This window comes from Olsenella kribbiana, from assembly GCF_036408795.1.
Classification (GTDB): domain Bacteria; phylum Actinomycetota; class Coriobacteriia; order Coriobacteriales; family Atopobiaceae; genus Olsenella_L; species Olsenella_L kribbiana.
The window spans coordinates 132,493-147,285 of record NZ_JAZGJP010000004.1 but is presented as its reverse complement, the minus strand read 5'-3'; the positions used below and the strand labels follow the sequence as shown (position 1 = coordinate 147,285).

14 protein-coding genes are annotated in these 14,793 nt (G+C 58.8%); 5 read left to right on the top strand and 9 right to left on the bottom strand.

The genetic code is table 11. The features are described from left to right. Positions 1-35: 35 nt before the first annotated feature. The 5 genes from VXJ24_RS04365 to VXJ24_RS04345 form a co-directional block, all read right to left on the bottom strand. Positions 36-365 (bottom strand): hypothetical protein, encoded by a 330-nt coding sequence (locus VXJ24_RS04365; RefSeq protein WP_330971700.1) that lies wholly within the window; start codon positions 363-365, stop codon positions 36-38. 114 nt (positions 366-479) lie between these two features. After that, positions 480-1,847 carry a dicarboxylate/amino acid:cation symporter gene (locus tag VXJ24_RS04360; RefSeq protein ID WP_330971699.1) on the bottom strand — a complete coding sequence of 456 codons (1,368 nt, stop codon included), beginning with the start codon at positions 1,845-1,847 and terminating at the stop codon, positions 480-482. Positions 1,848-2,158: 311 nt separating this feature from the next. Then, positions 2,159-2,302 (bottom strand): hypothetical protein, encoded by a 144-nt coding sequence (locus VXJ24_RS04355; protein WP_330971698.1) that lies wholly within the window; start codon positions 2,300-2,302, stop codon positions 2,159-2,161. Positions 2,303-2,311: 9 nt separating this feature from the next. Next, positions 2,312-2,740, bottom strand: coding sequence for an iron chaperone (locus tag VXJ24_RS04350; protein ID WP_330971697.1), 429 nt, complete (start codon positions 2,738-2,740; stop codon positions 2,312-2,314). A gap of 49 nt (positions 2,741-2,789) precedes the next feature. Continuing rightward, positions 2,790-3,302 carry a nitroreductase family protein gene (locus VXJ24_RS04345; protein WP_330971696.1) on the bottom strand — a complete coding sequence of 171 codons (513 nt, stop codon included), beginning with the start codon at positions 3,300-3,302 and terminating at the stop codon, positions 2,790-2,792. Between the two features lie 216 nt (positions 3,303-3,518). On the opposite strand from VXJ24_RS04345, the gene VXJ24_RS04340 reads away from it, so the two are divergent. Next, a complete protein-coding gene (locus VXJ24_RS04340; RefSeq protein WP_330971695.1) occupies positions 3,519-3,857 on the top strand; it encodes a nucleoside triphosphate pyrophosphohydrolase family protein in 339 nt (112 codons plus the stop codon). Next, positions 3,854-4,657 (top strand): class I SAM-dependent methyltransferase, encoded by an 804-nt coding sequence (locus VXJ24_RS04335; RefSeq protein ID WP_330971694.1) that lies wholly within the window; start codon positions 3,854-3,856, stop codon positions 4,655-4,657. The genes VXJ24_RS04340 and VXJ24_RS04335 overlap by 4 nt, the downstream gene beginning before the upstream one ends. Before the next feature lie 124 nt (positions 4,658-4,781). Here the strand turns inward: VXJ24_RS04335 and VXJ24_RS04330 are convergent, their stop codons facing one another. Continuing rightward, on the bottom strand, positions 4,782-5,996 hold the full coding sequence (locus tag VXJ24_RS04330) for an NADP-dependent isocitrate dehydrogenase (protein ID WP_330971693.1): 1,215 nt from the start codon (positions 5,994-5,996) through the stop codon (positions 4,782-4,784). Positions 5,997-6,158: 162 nt separating this feature from the next. Between VXJ24_RS04330 and VXJ24_RS04325 the strand changes: the two genes are divergently transcribed. Together VXJ24_RS04325 and VXJ24_RS04320 are read left to right on the top strand one after the other, a co-directional pair. Then, positions 6,159-6,635 carry a hypothetical protein gene (locus VXJ24_RS04325; protein ID WP_330971692.1) on the top strand — a complete coding sequence of 159 codons (477 nt, stop codon included), beginning with the start codon at positions 6,159-6,161 and terminating at the stop codon, positions 6,633-6,635. Between the two features lie 30 nt (positions 6,636-6,665). Then, positions 6,666-8,570, top strand: coding sequence for a hypothetical protein (locus VXJ24_RS04320; RefSeq protein WP_330971691.1), 1,905 nt, complete (start codon positions 6,666-6,668; stop codon positions 8,568-8,570). Between the two features lie 70 nt (positions 8,571-8,640). Here the strand turns inward: VXJ24_RS04320 and VXJ24_RS04315 are convergent, their stop codons facing one another. Continuing rightward, complete coding sequence (locus VXJ24_RS04315) at positions 8,641-8,952, bottom strand: hypothetical protein (RefSeq protein ID WP_330971690.1); 312 nt, start codon at positions 8,950-8,952, stop codon at positions 8,641-8,643. Between the two features lie 551 nt (positions 8,953-9,503). On the opposite strand from VXJ24_RS04315, the gene VXJ24_RS04310 reads away from it, so the two are divergent. Further along, positions 9,504-11,486 (top strand): heavy metal translocating P-type ATPase, encoded by a 1,983-nt coding sequence (locus VXJ24_RS04310; protein ID WP_330971689.1) that lies wholly within the window; start codon positions 9,504-9,506, stop codon positions 11,484-11,486. An 844-nt stretch (positions 11,487-12,330) separates the two neighbouring features. Here the strand turns inward: VXJ24_RS04310 and VXJ24_RS04305 are convergent. Together VXJ24_RS04305 and trmB are read right to left on the bottom strand one after the other, a co-directional pair. Continuing rightward, the gene (locus VXJ24_RS04305; protein ID WP_330971688.1) at positions 12,331-13,584 is read right to left on the bottom strand and encodes an ATP-binding protein; all 1,254 of its coding nucleotides are present in this window, start codon (positions 13,582-13,584) and stop codon (positions 12,331-12,333) included. A gap of 231 nt (positions 13,585-13,815) precedes the next feature. Next, the gene (trmB, locus tag VXJ24_RS04300; RefSeq protein WP_330971687.1) at positions 13,816-14,667 is read right to left on the bottom strand and encodes a tRNA (guanine(46)-N(7))-methyltransferase TrmB; all 852 of its coding nucleotides are present in this window, start codon (positions 14,665-14,667) and stop codon (positions 13,816-13,818) included. Between the last annotated feature and the right edge of the window lie 126 nt (positions 14,668-14,793).

Below are 14,793 nucleotides of genomic sequence, written 5' to 3'. Positions count from 1 at the left end.
GCGCACTTCCATCCTGAAAGCGGAAGAGGGAATTGTCAGCCGAAGAGCGAGCCGTTGTACTTCACGATGGCGCGGCAGGCAAGAGCCGTTGATGCAAGAAGCACGGTCACCAGGATGGCGGTGGCGATTTCCTGGTACGGTGCAGGCAGAAGGAGCGTCGGTCCCAGGAGGATGACCGAGATGCCTGTGGCGGCAAGCCAGCGTCCGCTCTCGAGCGCAAGCGCCGGACGTGCTTCTTCAGGTACGTTCACTGTATGGTAGCTGTGGAGCAGACGCACCGATCCTGTCTTCATCTGCCAGAGAGCCATACCCAGGATGAGGGCCCCGACGATGATGCTGACGATGCATCCTGCTGTGACTTCCATCGTGGCCTCCCTGAGCAGACGTCTGAATGGAGAATATTCTAACGGAAAAAGGCGCACAGGGGCAGGTGCCTCTGTGCGCCTTGGAGAGGAGGCAAAGATCCGAGTCGCTGGACCTTATGCGGCAGCCTCTGCCTTCTTGTTCGAAGGAAGGCTATAGGCTTCGCCTCCGTTGTAGACCTCTTCGTCGACGAGGCCTTCGGTGCGGGCAACGATCAGCGATGCCTCGGCAGCGCCGACGACGTTCGTGGCGGTACGGCCCATATCGACGATGGAGGAGATGGGGGCGACGAGGGCAATCGTCTCGACGGGCAGGCCCAGTGCCGCAAGCAGGGCGGTCGCCGTGATCGTGGCTGTGCCAGGGACGCCGACCGTGCCGATGGAGACGACGAGGGTGAGCAGGACCAGCAGGACATACTGGCCAGGCGTGAAGACAGTGCCGGTGGCGTTCAGGGCAAAGAGGGCAACGAGCGTTGGCCACATGCCAGCGCAGCCGGGCATGCCGAGGTTGGCACCAAGGCCGGCCGTGAAGGAAGCCACGTCCTCATCCACGCCGAGGTTCTTGGTAAGCGAGGAGACGGTGACAGGAATCGTGCCGACAGAGCTCTGCGTCGTGAAGGCGGTCACGGCCGCAGGGGCGATGCCACGGAAGAAGCGGGCAGGATTGAGCTTGCCGATGAGGGCGACGAAGGCAGATTCGACGCCGAAGAACTGGATTGCGAGGATCACATAGGCGACGACAAGGACGCCGACCAGGGGCAGGAGCGTCGCGACATCGGCACGGCCGACTGCACGGCCGATGAGGGAGACGACAGCGTACGGCGTGAAGGAGACGATCCAGCTCACGGCGTTGCCGAGGACGGAGTTCGTGGCATCGACGAAGGCCTTGAACGGCTTCACGTCCACTGCCTTCTCGGACGGCGCCTCCTTCTGCTTCTGAACGAGGCGGTTGTAGGCGGCAGCGACAATCAGGGCAAAGACGATGATGGGGACGACGGCGTTGTTCGTCCAGGAAGTGGCGAGGTTCTGCGGGAAGAGGCCGACGATTGTGTCCGTGACGGATGGCACGGTCTTTGCGTCGTAGCTCACAGCGTCAAGCGAGAAGCCCTGGCCGATGTGGAGCGGCAGCGCGATGAGGAGCGTGAGCAGCGTTGCTGTCAGCGTGTTGAGGAGCAGGAACAGGACGGACTTCCAGCCGATGGCCTTGATGTGCACGAGGTCGGAGAGGTTCGTGATCGACGCGATGATCGAGAAGAAGAGCAGCGGCACGACCATGGCAGAGATCACGTTGGCATAGATAGTACCGACGAGAGCGTAGTAGGTGTAGGATCCGCCGAAGGCAAGGCCGAGCACGACGCCCAGGCCGGTTGCCAGAAGGACGCGTGCGCCGAAGCCCCACCGGAAGCGCCGTTTCAGGACAGCAAGCAGCGCGAAGAAGGCTGCGGCGACAATGAGGGCGGCAAAGGCCGATGCATCGAATTCCATATCAGGTTCCTTTCTGCGTCAATAAAAAAGGGCAGGTCCATAAGGGCCTGCCCGAAAGAGCCGATCTGTGCATGCCAGCAGCTAGCGCCGACATCGCGCAGAGGTCCCGGACAGGCACCTGTCACAGCACATGCACATCGAGCTCGCCATGATGCTACGTGCGTTAAGCATGGTGTGTCTCCTCTCCGGGTCTCTCAATTCCTACTTAACTGCTTGGTGTTACACAGTAAAGCGCTTCTTCCCATGGATTGCAAGAACAAATTCCGAGCATCGTGATAGGAATTGCAGAGGGCCAGGAATCTCTTTTCCCGCTAGCGGGAGACGTCCCGAAGATGCCGGTGCCCTGCATGCGTAGCCTTGCGGACCAGGAAGCGGAAGAAGCCTATGGGCTCGATGCCGGCAAGGCCATCGTCTCCGGATCCAAAGAGCTCGGAATCGATTCGGCAGGCTGGCACCTGGTCTCCTTATGACCTTATTCCAGGTCCTGTCTGCTGCTCTTCTTCAAGGCACCAGAGGGCAATGCGTGTGACAAGGTCGGCATCGATTGCGCCGTAGGGAATCCGGATGCTGCCTTTGCTCGAGACATATCTGCCGTCCAGCTCGTCCTTGAAGTGACGGACGGCAGCATCCCCCGGATAGAGCCCGATATGGTGCTTGGCTGCAGCGAAGTGGATGAGATTGTGTCCTTGCCATAAGGTGGGCATGCTCCAGGAGATCCTCTCCTCGGCGTCGGGCAGCGCCCTTCTCAGAATGCCGCGCATCTGCTCAAGCTCCGGACGTATGTCCTCTGGCTGCCGGGCAAGGTATTCATCGACGCTCAGGGGCTTTTTGCCGCACCAGTGGGACTGGTTCGTGCGGGCAAAGGTCCGCCCGCACTTGGGGCATGTCCACATCGGCTGCTCCTTTCACATGTTCGATGCCGGCGTCAGCAGCCGGCTTTCCCTAGAGCCGCGTGACGGTCTCGGAGAGCTCCTTGCGCGAGTTGTGGTTGGGAAGCGGGTGCGTGCCTTCGGCTGCATAGCCCAGATCGATTGCGCAGAGGACCTTCTCGTTCTCCGGCAGTCCGAAGACACGCGCGGCCTCTTCGGGATTGAGGCGGTTCACCCAGCAGGAGTCGACGCCTTCGGCTGCGGCTGCAAGGATCATGTGTGTCGCCACGATGCTCGCATCCTCTACGCCCGAAGTGCGTTCGCTTCCGGGGTAGGTATAGACATTGCTGCTGTCGAACGCGACGAGAAGGACGGTCGGCGCTCCATAGCGGCAGGGGGTGAGGCTATCGAGCTTCTCGAGGGCCTCTTTGGATTGCAGCACGTAGATGTGCTGCTCCTGCAGGTTCTTTGCGGTCGGCGCTACGCGTCCTGCTTCGAGGATCTGCGTAAGCTTGTCCTCCTCAACGGCGCGGCTGCTGTACTTCTTGCAGGAATAGCGGTTCTTGATCGTGTCAGTGAATTCCATGGGCAATCCTTTTCGTACTAGGCGGGCCCGTGCGGGCGCTTATGCCCAGTGTAGTGGCATTCCGGGTGTGCAGCAGGAAGCATGCGGCAGGAGAGCAGAAGATGCTGCCTGCATAGCCGGACCATGAGACGGCCCGCTCCTCGCAATTCTTGAAGGTCCGCTTCGAGGCAGGCTGGCATAATGGAGCGGGCCAGAAACCAGAAAGGGGCCATGCATATGGATCTTGAAGAGGTCGAGGAGCGCTCCTGCGCCCTGAGGAGGCGCTATCACGAGCTCGAGCAGGAGCTCCACGGCTCGGTGTGGAGCATCGAGGAGGATGCGCTTGCCTTCCTGACCGATGCCGGCATCGTCGGACGCCTTGCGATGGACCATGAAGGGCGCTGGCCCAGCGCCGAGGCAGACAGGCTCCCTGCCAAGATAGGCGAATGTGTCTGGTGGCTTGCCGTGCTGGCAGAGCGCATGGACCTCGATATCGAAGACTGCGTGGGCGGCTTTCTGGCAGAGCGGGAAGAAGCGCTGCTGGGCGCATCGGACAGAAGCGGACAGGGCGCATGAGCGAGGATCCTCTGTCCCGAGACCAGGCAGATCCGGCGCTTGCCAGACGCCTGGTGCAGCTGACCGAGGCATTCTATGCGCAGGAAGCGCAGTCTTTCTCCAGTACGAGAAAAGCTGCCTGGGAAGGCTGGAGAAAGATCTTCAGCCTTCTGGCAGCCGAAGGAAGGCCGTCGCTTTCCGTGACCGATGTAGCTTCAGGCAATGGACGCTTCGGCCGTGCGCTGGCAGAGGCGCTTCCGCAGGTCCGCATACGCTATCAGGCCATCGATTCCTGTGCGCCGCTGATGGACGAGGCGCCAGGCTGGCCTGCTTCGATCGAAGCTGCCTGCTTCGAGCAAGATCTCATCACGCCGCTCCTCGAGGGAGCAAAAGCCCTTCCTTCTGGCATCGAGTCGGCAGACCTTCTCTGCTGCTTCGGCTTCCTGCATCATGTACCCGGCGCGGGGCTGCGCCTGCGCTTCGTGCAGGAGCTGGTGGACGCCACGGCAGCAGGCGGCATCGTCGCGCTTGCCCTCTGGCGCTTTGCGGACAGTCCGGCAGGGGCACAGAAGGCGGAGGCAGCGACACGGAGAGCCTGCCAGGAGCTTGGTTTTGCCCGGGATGCGCTGGAGCCGGGAGACTATCTTCTGGGCTGGCAGGGAAAGCCGGGCGTCTGGCGCTACTGCCATAGCTTCACGGAACATGAGGCGCAGGAGCTTGCCCATGCGGTCAGAGGCCAGGCCTCTGTTGTGGCCTCATATCTGGCCGACGGGAAGACCCATGACCAGAACTGCTACCTCGTGCTCAGGAAGAGGGCATAAGGCGCAGCTGCCATGCAGGCTCTGCCAGAATGCCGGGACAGGTCCGATGCACGCAAGAAGGAAACAGGCCCGCTGCAGCGGCTGTGCAGCAGGCCTGTGGATGTCTCAGCTCAGAGACGGGATATCAGGCTTCGAGCAGCTTCTCGAGCTCCTGGCGGACGGCGACGATGAAGCCTGCCGTATCGAGCGTCTGAGGGTTCGGGAGCTTCGTGATGCGGGCGAGATCTCCTGTCATCCTGCCGGACTCGATCGTGGCAAGCGTTGCCTGCTCGAGCCTGTCTGCAAAGTCTGCAAGGGCAGGGGTGCCATCGAGCTCGGCACGCTTCCTCAGAGCGCCCGTCCAGGCAAAGATCGTGGCGACAGAGTTCGTCGAGGTCGTCTCGCCCTTGAGATACTTGTAGTAGTGGCGCTGCACCGTGCCATGCGCTGCTTCGTATTCGAAATAGCCATGCGGGCTCACGAGCACTGATGTCATGAGCGCGAGCGAGCCGAAGGCGCTCGAGAGCATGTCGCTCATCACGTCGCCGTCGTAGTTCTTGCAGGCCCAGACAAAGCCGCCCTCGCTCTTCATGATGCGGGCAACGACGTCGTCGATCAAGGTGTAGAAGTACGTGAGGCCTGCCTCCTCGAAGCGCTCCCTGTACTCCTTCTCATAGACATCGGCGAAGATGTCCTTGAAGCGGTGGTCATAGGTCTTCGAGATCGTGTCCTTCGTCGCAAACCAGAGGTCCTGGTGTACTGACAGGGCATAGGAGAAGCAGGAGCGTGCGAAGCTCGTGATCGACGAGTCGAGGTTGTGCATGCCTTCGACGACGCCTGGCTCCGTGAACTCATGGACGAGCGTGCGGGTTTCGGTGCCATCTGCTGCCGTATAGACAAGCTCGACCTTGCCCGGCCCCGGGATGCGCATTTCGGCGTCGCGGTAGACATCGCCGTAGGCGTGACGGGCAATCGTGATTGGCTTCTTCCAGTTGGAAACGACAGGCTCGATGCCCTTCACGATGATGGGGGCACGGAAGACCGTGCCGTCGAGCATGGCGCGGATCGTGCCGTTCGGGCTCTTCCACATCTTGTGGAGGTCGTACTCCTTCACGCGGGCTGCGTTCGGTGTGATTGTCGCGCACTTGACGGCGACGCCCAGGCGCTTCGTTGCCTCTGCTGCATCGATCGTGACCTGGTCTTCGGTCTCGTCCCTGTGCTTGAGTCCGAGGTCATAGTATTCGGTCTTGAGGTCCACGAACGGCTCCAGAAGCTCATCCTTGATGAGCTGCCAGATGATGCGGGTCATCTCGTCGCCGTCCATCTCGACAAGCGGCGTCTTCATCTCGATCTTTGCCATGTTCTCTCCTTCGAGGGGATGTTCAAGCCATAACTCAAGATTGCATCTCTTCCAGTCTAGATGCTCCTATCTCTTGGGCTGAAAATGGATACGCACTGTAAACGAAGGCAGCAGAGGCATCAGGTATGCTTGAGAGGTCAATGAGCAGCCAAGGAGCGCAGCATGTCGGATATCCTTTTCTATCTCGCAGAGCCTGAGACCGTCGTCGTGTTCGATATCGATGGAGTGCTTGCACCCTATGAGTTCGGCGAGCTTTCTCATGCAGCCTGCCTTGACGGAGACTGGAAGACCTATGTGCTTGAAGAGCACCCCTATGCCCATATCCGTCCTGTCCCTCAGATCCAGCGCTTCATCGAGAAGAAGGGGCGCACACGCGTCTTTGCCTGCTCGGTCGCAGAAGACTATGAGGAGGAGGGGAAGCGCGATTTCGTCGTTGCGAACTACGGTCTTCCTGCCGACCACGTGAAGCTCGTCCGGAGCAAGAGCGACAAGGTGGCGGAGCTCAGAGCCTTGGCAAAAGAGTTCTGCGCGTCCGAGCGGCGCGTCGCGCTTGTCGAGGACACGGTAAAGACGCTCGACGAGGTGGCCCGAAAGACCGGATGCACGACCGTCCATGTCTCGTCCTTCTTCTTTGCATAGAACGCTGATCCGCACGAGAAAGGTGCGCCAATGATTCTCGACCGCAGCGAACTCAAGCTCTTCCATGCTGCCATGGCCCTCATCGAGTTCGAGGGGAACAAGCGGCTCCATATCGTGCCACACAGCATCAAGTACGAGCCTCCTGCACCGGATGATGAGGCAGAGCTCCTCGATGCTATCTTCCATTCGCCTGAGGTGCTCAAGGACATCGCGGGGCATCTTCCGCCCCAGACGCCGCGCAAGGTCGCAGACCTTATCCAGAGCTGGCAGCATCCGCTGACAGGCAAGTTCACGGTCGTACAGCTTGGGCCAGAACCGCTCTTCCTTGGCTTCGATCGCGCTTTCGCCGTCGCAGGCATCACCCATTCGATTGCAAGCGTGGTGGGCAAGTTCCCGGCTGCGGTCGATACGGTGCTTCTGCCTTTCGGGCGCTTCATTGTCTACGACGCCTATCTCCAGACCTACGACATGGGCTTTTCGGAACGCATAAAGGCCATGTTTGCTGATGAGGCGGCACGCTGCAAGAAGGAGGGGCTTATCGTCCGGGATGGGCGCGAACTTGCAAAGAACGCGGAGAGCTGGATGGAAGATGCCCACCGCCATCTCGAGGAGCATGAGAGGCATCAGAAAGAGCTTGAAGAGAAAGATGAGATGCCGGAAGGCTGCCACAGAGGTGCGCTTGCCGGACTCTCTCCTGACGAGCGCGAGCGTGCTGCGAAAGCCGCAAGCGATGCTGCCTTCGACAGGGCGGATGCTTCCTCTGCTGACGAGCTGCGCCAGAAGCTCCTTGGAAAGCTATCGAAGAAGGGCCAGCCGGTGCATGCCCTTGCAGAGCAGCTTTCCTGCCTCAGCAAGGCCCGCCTCCAGGAGCTTGGACGCGCACTGGACCTCACACGCCTCTCGAAGCTCAGGAAGGACGAGCTGGTGCAGCTTGTGGCAGAAGCGCTCGAGCAGAACCCGCGGTTTGATGAGGTGCTCTCCATCTGCTTTCCGGAGGAGTTCAGGGCAGTACGCGATGCAGTGGCTGCGGGCGGCGTGAAGGAATTCGATCTCGAGGATCCCAGAGAGCTTCATGCTGCGTGCCGCATGCCGGAGCTTGTCGGTCTTGGCATGCTCTTCGTCTCGGGCACGAAGGCGAGCTTTGCCCTCTCCGATCTGTTCATGTCTCAGGCGCCATCGCTTGACTGGGATGGAATCGAAGCGCGGGTGCAGCAGGGACAGCGGATCTTCGACCATATCGGTGCTGCGGTCTATCTCAGAGGCATCATGCTGGCTCTCGATGCGAATGACGAGTTCGGCGAGGGCCTTTCCGGCAACGAGGTGATCGATATCATTGCCCGCTATATGCAGGCAGGCTACGCAGGATTTGCAATCATGTCGTTCGAAGGAGATCCAGATGAGCTCTATCTGGTGGATGGCTCCCTCTGCGACAGCTGCTATCCGCCTGATGGGGACAGCGAATGGACGGAAGGCCTTCTGCTCGACCAGGAGATGGATCCTCTGATAGAGGACATCCTGGACGGCCAGCAGGGCAAAGAGCCCCGGCCGCTTCCAGAAGGTGTCGAGAATGATGCAGATGTCGAGGAATGGATGCTCAGGATTCCTGAGGTCCAGGAGCTCAGGAGCTATCTCGACGCCCATGTGCCAGACGATGCAGATGACTATTTCTTCGCGGACGATGTGGTAGAGGAGTTCCTCTACGATATGCGCTTCGGCATGCCTGGCACGAATTCCATCCAGCACTACCTGAATATCCTTGATGAATACGGATTCGTGCCGACCGAGGCGGTGCTTACGCAGCTCCTGAACAGGATCATGAAGATGATGAATGCGGTGCCGATCTGGCCGAACAATGGCTGGTCGCCGAATGAGCTGTTCCATCGCAATCCGGAAAAGGACTCAGACATTCAGATGGATACGACGCGGATCGTTTGATGGGAATGCGGGCAGGAGACAGAAGGGCTTGTCTCCTGCCCGCTCTGCCTTACTCGAGGATTATCTCTGCCTACCGCTTCATGCGCTCTTGGAGTTCTTCGCTCATGCCGTCAAGGTCTTCGAGCGTGATCGCTCCTTCGGCAAGAAGCTCGTGGAGCACATTGTCCATGGTCGAGCGCGAGAGGGTGCATTCCACGCATGCCATCCTCCGGTCCTTCCTGATGCGCCCGTCGAGCTTCCAGAAGCGCTCGGATGCTGGCTTGGAATCATCAGACAGGATCTCCTGGTACTCATGGCAGAGCCGCTCCATTGCCTGTGCCTGCCATTGGGGAAGCAGCTTCCGGAAGAGCTTCCAGTCAGATTCCTTCACGCCTCCTGACATTATCCCTCCTCTCTTTCATCTGGTACGAGCCAGCCAAGATGCTGCTCGACCAGAAGCCTCAGCGATGCTGCGATCTCCTCATACCCTGGCACTGTCTCATGCAGAAGTTCGGGCAGATCTTTTCGGCCAGGGGATTCGAGCCGGCGTGTTACCGCTTCCGTGCAGGCTAGGGCTTTGCCGGAGCATGGATAAGAGCATGAAGCCATCTGCCGCGGGTGACCCTTCTTGCCAGTGCCTTGCATGCTATGGAGAAACTGTCCAGAAGAGAAGCCTTGTCTTTCTCGTGTTCCTGACCCGTATGGACGAGCTGTGGTCCTGCTGTTTCTGCAGGAATCCATGCGTGCTCTGCATGAGCTTCTCGCTCGTTTCCGACCATTCGGAGCTGATGTGTCGCCAGAGCAGAAAATGTGGCTCGGCTCTCATTGACCGCTGAATCGGCATTTTCTATACTTCTTCTTGAACATATGAGCAGACATTCATATGCACAGGAAAGAGACAGTGCCAAAGGGCACTGGGCCGGGAAAGCCACGCTTTCCAGAAAGGAGAGGGCCATGGGATGCAGCTGCTGCGGACATGACGCTCACGACCACGACGAAGACGAGAAGAAGCCCTGCTCGTGCTGCGAGGCAGACGAGGAGGACGAGGACGACGATGATGAGGACCCAGCTGTCCTCAAGAAGAAGATCCTGATTTCGGCACTGCTTCTTGTCGCTGCCGTCATCGTCACCAAGGTCTGGGAATTCCCGCTCATCGTCCAGCTCATCTTCTTCCTGCCGTCCTATCTTGTCGCTGGAGGGTCTGTCCTCAAGGAGGCAGGGGAGAACATCGTAGAGGGCCATCCCTTCGACGAGGACTTCCTTATGGCAGTCGCTACGGTCGGAGCGCTTCTGATAGGCTTCATTCCGGGTGGCGAGCCCATGTTCGCCGAAGCCGTCTTCGTGATGCTCTTCTTCCAGGTAGGAGAGCTCTTTGAAGGCATCGCGGAAGGCAATTCACGCCGCTCGATCTCCCAGCTCATGGATATCCGCCCCGACACGGCCAATGTCGAGCGCGATGGCGAGGTCAAGGTCGTCGACCCTGATGATGTCGAGGTCGGCGAGACCATCGTTATCCGTCCGGGCGAGAAGGTGCCGATGGACGGCGTCATCCTCGAGGGCTCCTCGAGCCTCAACACGGTTGCCATCACGGGCGAATCCGCTCCGCGCGATGTCATCCCCGGCGATGCTATCATCTCCGGCTGCGTCAATGTCTCGGGAGTCCTGCGCGTCAAGGTCATGAAGGCCTTCGGCGAGTCCACGGCTGCAAAGATCTTGGACCTCGTCGAGCATGCAGGCCAGAGCAAGTCGCGCTCTGAGAACTTCATCACCCGCTTCGCGAAGGTCTATACGCCGATTGTCGTCTATGCTGCCATCGCTGTCGCGTTCCTGCCGCCCCTCTTCTCGGGAGACTTCGGCGCGAACTTCGCGACGTGGCTCCTGCGTGCCTTGACGTTCCTCGTCGTGTCCTGCCCCTGTGCGCTTGTGCTCTCCGTGCCGCTCACCTTCTTCGGCGGCATCGGCGGCGCTTCGAAGCAGGGCATCCTGATCAAGGGCTCCACCTTCATGGATGCGCTTGCGACGGCTGACACGATCGTGTTCGACAAGACCGGCACGCTCACGAAAGGCACGTTCGTCGTGAGCGCCGTGCACCCTGACAAGGTGGATGAGAAGGAGCTCCTGCATCTGGCAGCGCATGTCGAACAGTTCTCGACGCACCCGATTGCGGCAGCGCTGCGCTCTGCCTTCCCCTGTGTCGGCGATGGCTGCGAGATCAAGGACACGACCGAGATTGCCGGCCAGGGCATCGTGGCCACGGTCGCAGGCAAGAGGGTCGCGGTCGGCAATACCCGTCTCATGGACGCCGAAGGTGCGAAGTGGCATGTGTGCGAGCATGACATGGGAACGTGCATCCATGTCGCAATCGACCATAGGTATGCGGGACATATCGTGATCTCCGACGAGGTCAAGCCAGATGCAGCAGAAGCCATCCGTGACATGAAGGCAGAAGGCGTCCTCAAGACCGTCATGCTCACGGGCGACCGCGAGGAAGTGGCGCATGATGTGGCCACAGAGCTCGGGCTCGACGAATACCGGAGCGGCCTTCTTCCGCAGGACAAGGTTGCCGAGGTGGAGAAGCTCCTCTCTGCGAAGCCGGAAGGCACCTCGCTTGCCTTCGTCGGTGACGGCATCAACGACGCGCCGGTGCTTGCCCGTGCCGATGTGGGCATCGCGATGGGCGCTCTCGGCTCTGACGCTGCCATCGAGGCGGCAGATGTCGTCCTTATGGATGACAAGCCGTCGAAGGTCGCCCTTGCCATCCGCATCGCACGGCGGACCATCAAGATTGCGCGCGAAAACATCGTCTTCGCGATTGCCGTGAAGATCGCGATCCTCATCCTTGCTCTTTTCGGTCTCGCCCCGATGTGGCTTGCCGTCTTCGGCGACGTGGGCGTGATGGTGCTCTGCGTCCTCAATGCGACCAGGGCCCTGAAGTAGCACAGAGATCCTAGCCGCAAGATGCCCGCCCTGCTGCTCTGGCAGGGCGGGCATTGTCTTGCCGCTTCTCCATTTATTGAAAGTGGCATAGGTGCCGGTATCGCTCGATGGCAGACATCGGTGAATCTGCTGGCATGCGGAGCAGCTCTGGCAGCTTGGTTGCTTCTATTTCACAAAAGCAGAACAAGTGCCGCTTTCGTGAAACGAAGCCCAGAGGACACTTGCCTTCAGGCAGAAAGGTACAGGGAGGGCACAGCGGTGCATGAAGCTGGTCTTGCGTCCGTCCTGCTAGCCCACAGAGCATCCATTGCCGTAGTCTGTCCCACGAAGAGGAGCATGTGCCAGTCTATGCAGCTCGGCCTTGACGTTTCTTTCTCTTTCTTTCTCACATGGGGAAAGAAAGAGAAAGATAGAAGCATGGTGCGATTCGAGAACCAAGGCACCGAATTCAAGCAGGAATATACGCCGTCAATATAGAAGGAGGTCGTAGTCCTCATCAATGCTGCCGGTGGCACCGCAAGGACGCAGCGATGAAGACGCTTCCCCCGATGGGCGATAGCAATGGTTGTCCATCTGGTGCTGGCGGTTCTTGAGACGGTCTCGCCGCTGCCGGTGTCGGCCTGTATTGCGAGGCTGTTCAGCATGGATCCGTGCGCGTCCCTGCTCCGTCATGAACGTGCTGCGGCTATGGCAAGAACGCTGCCTCTGTTCTGAGAATCCGTTTGAAGATGGTCGATGGAAGCATATCTTGTGTCCACCCTGTCCTCTTGACGGGGCGGATACTGTTTATCTCGATGCCACTTCACGAAACTGGCACGTGTACCAGTTTCGATAAATAAAATCCCTATCTCTCAAGGCTCTTCTCATCCAGCAGGAAATCGAGCACGTTCATGAAAGTGATTCCTTGCTCATCATGCCACGTCTTGGTCGGCGTCCCTACAAGAATGATCTTGCGGAAGGAGTCTGGCACTCTTACAAGGGAAGCCTCTTCCTGATGACGTTTCTCCTCGTCAGGCAGTGCGTAGGCTGACTGAATGTAGTACTTGCTGCTGCCCCGGGTGGCGACGAAATCTATTTCAAGCTGCTTGCGTTTCAGAATGCCTGCATCATTTCGTTCGCGCACGGGAACGACGCCGACATCTACAAGCATTCCTCTCGAACGCAGTTCGTTGAAGATGATGTTTTCCATCAGATGAGTCTCTTCGACCTGTCTGAAGCCAAGGCGTGCATTGCGAAGTCCTACGTCCTCGAAATAGTATTTCTTGGGGGAACCGATATAGTGACGTCCTTTTACATCGAAGCGGACTGCCTCTTCAATCAGGAATGAATCTTCGAGATACCCGATGTATGCCTGCACGGTGCTCGGACTGAGTGTTGATCCATGGACACTCCTGAACGTCGCTGCAATCTTGGTGGGATTGGTAAGCGAGCCAACGGAAGAGGCAAGCACGTCTACAAGCTCATCGAGCTCGACGCTGTTCTTGATTCGGTTGTGGTCGAGGATGTCTTTGAGGTACGTCTCGGTGAAAAGTGCCTGCAGATAGGATGCTTTCTGCTCATCCGTCTGCATGGTAGCTGCCAGCGGCATCCCGCCGTACATGAGGTATTCCGCCCAGGCATCATATCTGTTTCCGCTATAGGTCTGCATGAACTCGGAGAAGCTCAGTGGCTGAATTCGTACTTCATCACCGCGGCCACGGAATTCGGTAATCACATCGCTTGAAAGGAACTTTGAATTGCTGCCGGTGACATATACATCGATGTTGTCGATGTGCAGCAAGGAATTGAGGACTTCCTCGAAGCTATCGAGCATCTGCACCTCATCGAGCAGAAGGTAATAGAAACCTTCTCCCTGCATCTGCTCCTTTGCCCAGGACAGGAAGTAATCAGGGCTGCGGAATGCTGCATTCTCGCGCATATCGAATGCCATCTCGACAATGTGGTCTTGAGGAATGCCTTGATCGATGAGCCAGTTCCGGAAGAGTTTGAAGACTAGGTATGATTTGCCGCATCGGCGGGCACCGGTTATCACCTTGATCATGCCGTTGTGCATGCGGACCTGCAGACGTTTGAGGTACCGGTCTCTTCTGATTTCCATCCGTGCCTTATTTCATAAAAGTGGAACATGTGCCAGTTACGATAAATATACCTCATAACAGGAACATATGGGCAAGCTGAATGCCAGACGATAACAAAGATGCCTATTTAATGAAAACGGTATATGCGCCACTTTTGCAAAATGGGAATCTATGACATTGCCTGGTCAAGGCAAAGCCCGCATCGGAAGCGTTCCGGTGCGGGCTTCGGGCAATGATTGCTGCCAGTTCAGCTACCTGTTGTGGACATAGTAGCCCTCGCCGTGCTTCTTCTTGTAGTCTCTCATGTTCCTGACCGTGTTCTCCATGCCATACGGCACGTAGTTCATATTCTCCAGGTCATGCGGCAGGTATCTCGAGAGGGAGAGCTCCGCGGTCTGCACAGGATTGGTGGGTGCCGGATCTTCCGGGATGGCGCAGAGGCCCAGGACCTTCGCGCCCTGTGCCGTGAGCCTCTCCTCATAGCCTGTCACCGGCTCGTCGGGAAGCTTGCTTCTCGTATCGTCTGTCTTCCAGACGAGGCGGTAGTTCGCAAGCGGCAACTGCGTGAGCGTGAAGTCGAAGAAGGGCTGGGAGTCGGTCTTGAGGACAATCGGGGCGCCGGGAGCAAGGACACGGCGGTAGTCCATGAGGCGGTCCAGGATCGTGAGGCGGTATTCGGCGAAGCGCTTCTTCGGGAAGGGTGTCGGGAAGTTGATGTGGATGCAGGAGAGCTCGCCTTCTCCAAAGAACTCAGGCACATCGTTTCCCATGCCAGGCACGAAGAGGGTGTTGGGGAGCTTCTCTTCCAAGGCAAGCTGCGCGGCATAGGCGATGCAGACAGGTTCGGTGTCGATGCCGATATAGAGCGTATCAGGGTGCATCTTTGCCATCCCGCAGGCAAAGGCGCCCTTGCCGCAGCCGAGGTCGAGCTCTACCTTGCTGAAGCGCCCAAGTCCGCTCTCGTCGAGCGGATGGCAGGCTTCTGCCCATCTGCCGGCATATTTCCGGGGCTCGGTCTCGATTGCGTCGGCATATCTAGCAAGCCGCTCCTCGAGCACGAAGTGCTTGGGCATGCGGGCATGGACCTTGTGAAGCTTGTGCATGGGACTCCTTGTCTGGAACGCGATTTTCCTTCTGCATGCTAATGCACGGAGGAGTGCCTGAGCTTCTTGTTCCTGAACGTACAGAGAAAGAACCCCGCAGCGGCTGCTGCGGGGTTCTGGTGTGGC

Excerpts from the sequence above, each read along its gene's own strand:
- VXJ24_RS04365 (WP_330971700.1), bottom strand. The coding sequence starts at position 365 with ATGGAAGTCACAGCAGGATGCATCGTCAGCATCATCGTCGGGGCCCTC.
- VXJ24_RS04360 (WP_330971699.1), bottom strand. The coding sequence starts at position 1,847 with ATGGAATTCGATGCATCGGCCTTTGCCGCCCTCATTGTCGCCGCAGCC.
- VXJ24_RS04350 (WP_330971697.1), bottom strand. The coding sequence starts at position 2,740 with ATGTGGACATGCCCCAAGTGCGGGCGGACCTTTGCCCGCACGAACCAG.
- VXJ24_RS04345 (WP_330971696.1), bottom strand. The coding sequence starts at position 3,302 with ATGGAATTCACTGACACGATCAAGAACCGCTATTCCTGCAAGAAGTAC.
- VXJ24_RS04340 (WP_330971695.1), top strand. The coding sequence starts at position 3,519 with ATGGATCTTGAAGAGGTCGAGGAGCGCTCCTGCGCCCTGAGGAGGCGC.
- VXJ24_RS04335 (WP_330971694.1), top strand. The coding sequence starts at position 3,854 with ATGAGCGAGGATCCTCTGTCCCGAGACCAGGCAGATCCGGCGCTTGCC.
- VXJ24_RS04330 (WP_330971693.1), bottom strand. The coding sequence starts at position 5,996 with ATGGCAAAGATCGAGATGAAGACGCCGCTTGTCGAGATGGACGGCGAC.
- VXJ24_RS04325 (WP_330971692.1), top strand. The coding sequence starts at position 6,159 with ATGTCGGATATCCTTTTCTATCTCGCAGAGCCTGAGACCGTCGTCGTG.
- VXJ24_RS04320 (WP_330971691.1), top strand. The coding sequence starts at position 6,666 with ATGATTCTCGACCGCAGCGAACTCAAGCTCTTCCATGCTGCCATGGCC.
- VXJ24_RS04315 (WP_330971690.1), bottom strand. The coding sequence starts at position 8,952 with ATGTCAGGAGGCGTGAAGGAATCTGACTGGAAGCTCTTCCGGAAGCTG.
- VXJ24_RS04310 (WP_330971689.1), top strand. The coding sequence starts at position 9,504 with ATGGGATGCAGCTGCTGCGGACATGACGCTCACGACCACGACGAAGAC.
- VXJ24_RS04305 (WP_330971688.1), bottom strand. The coding sequence starts at position 13,584 with ATGGAAATCAGAAGAGACCGGTACCTCAAACGTCTGCAGGTCCGCATG.
- trmB (WP_330971687.1), bottom strand. The coding sequence starts at position 14,667 with ATGCACAAGCTTCACAAGGTCCATGCCCGCATGCCCAAGCACTTCGTG.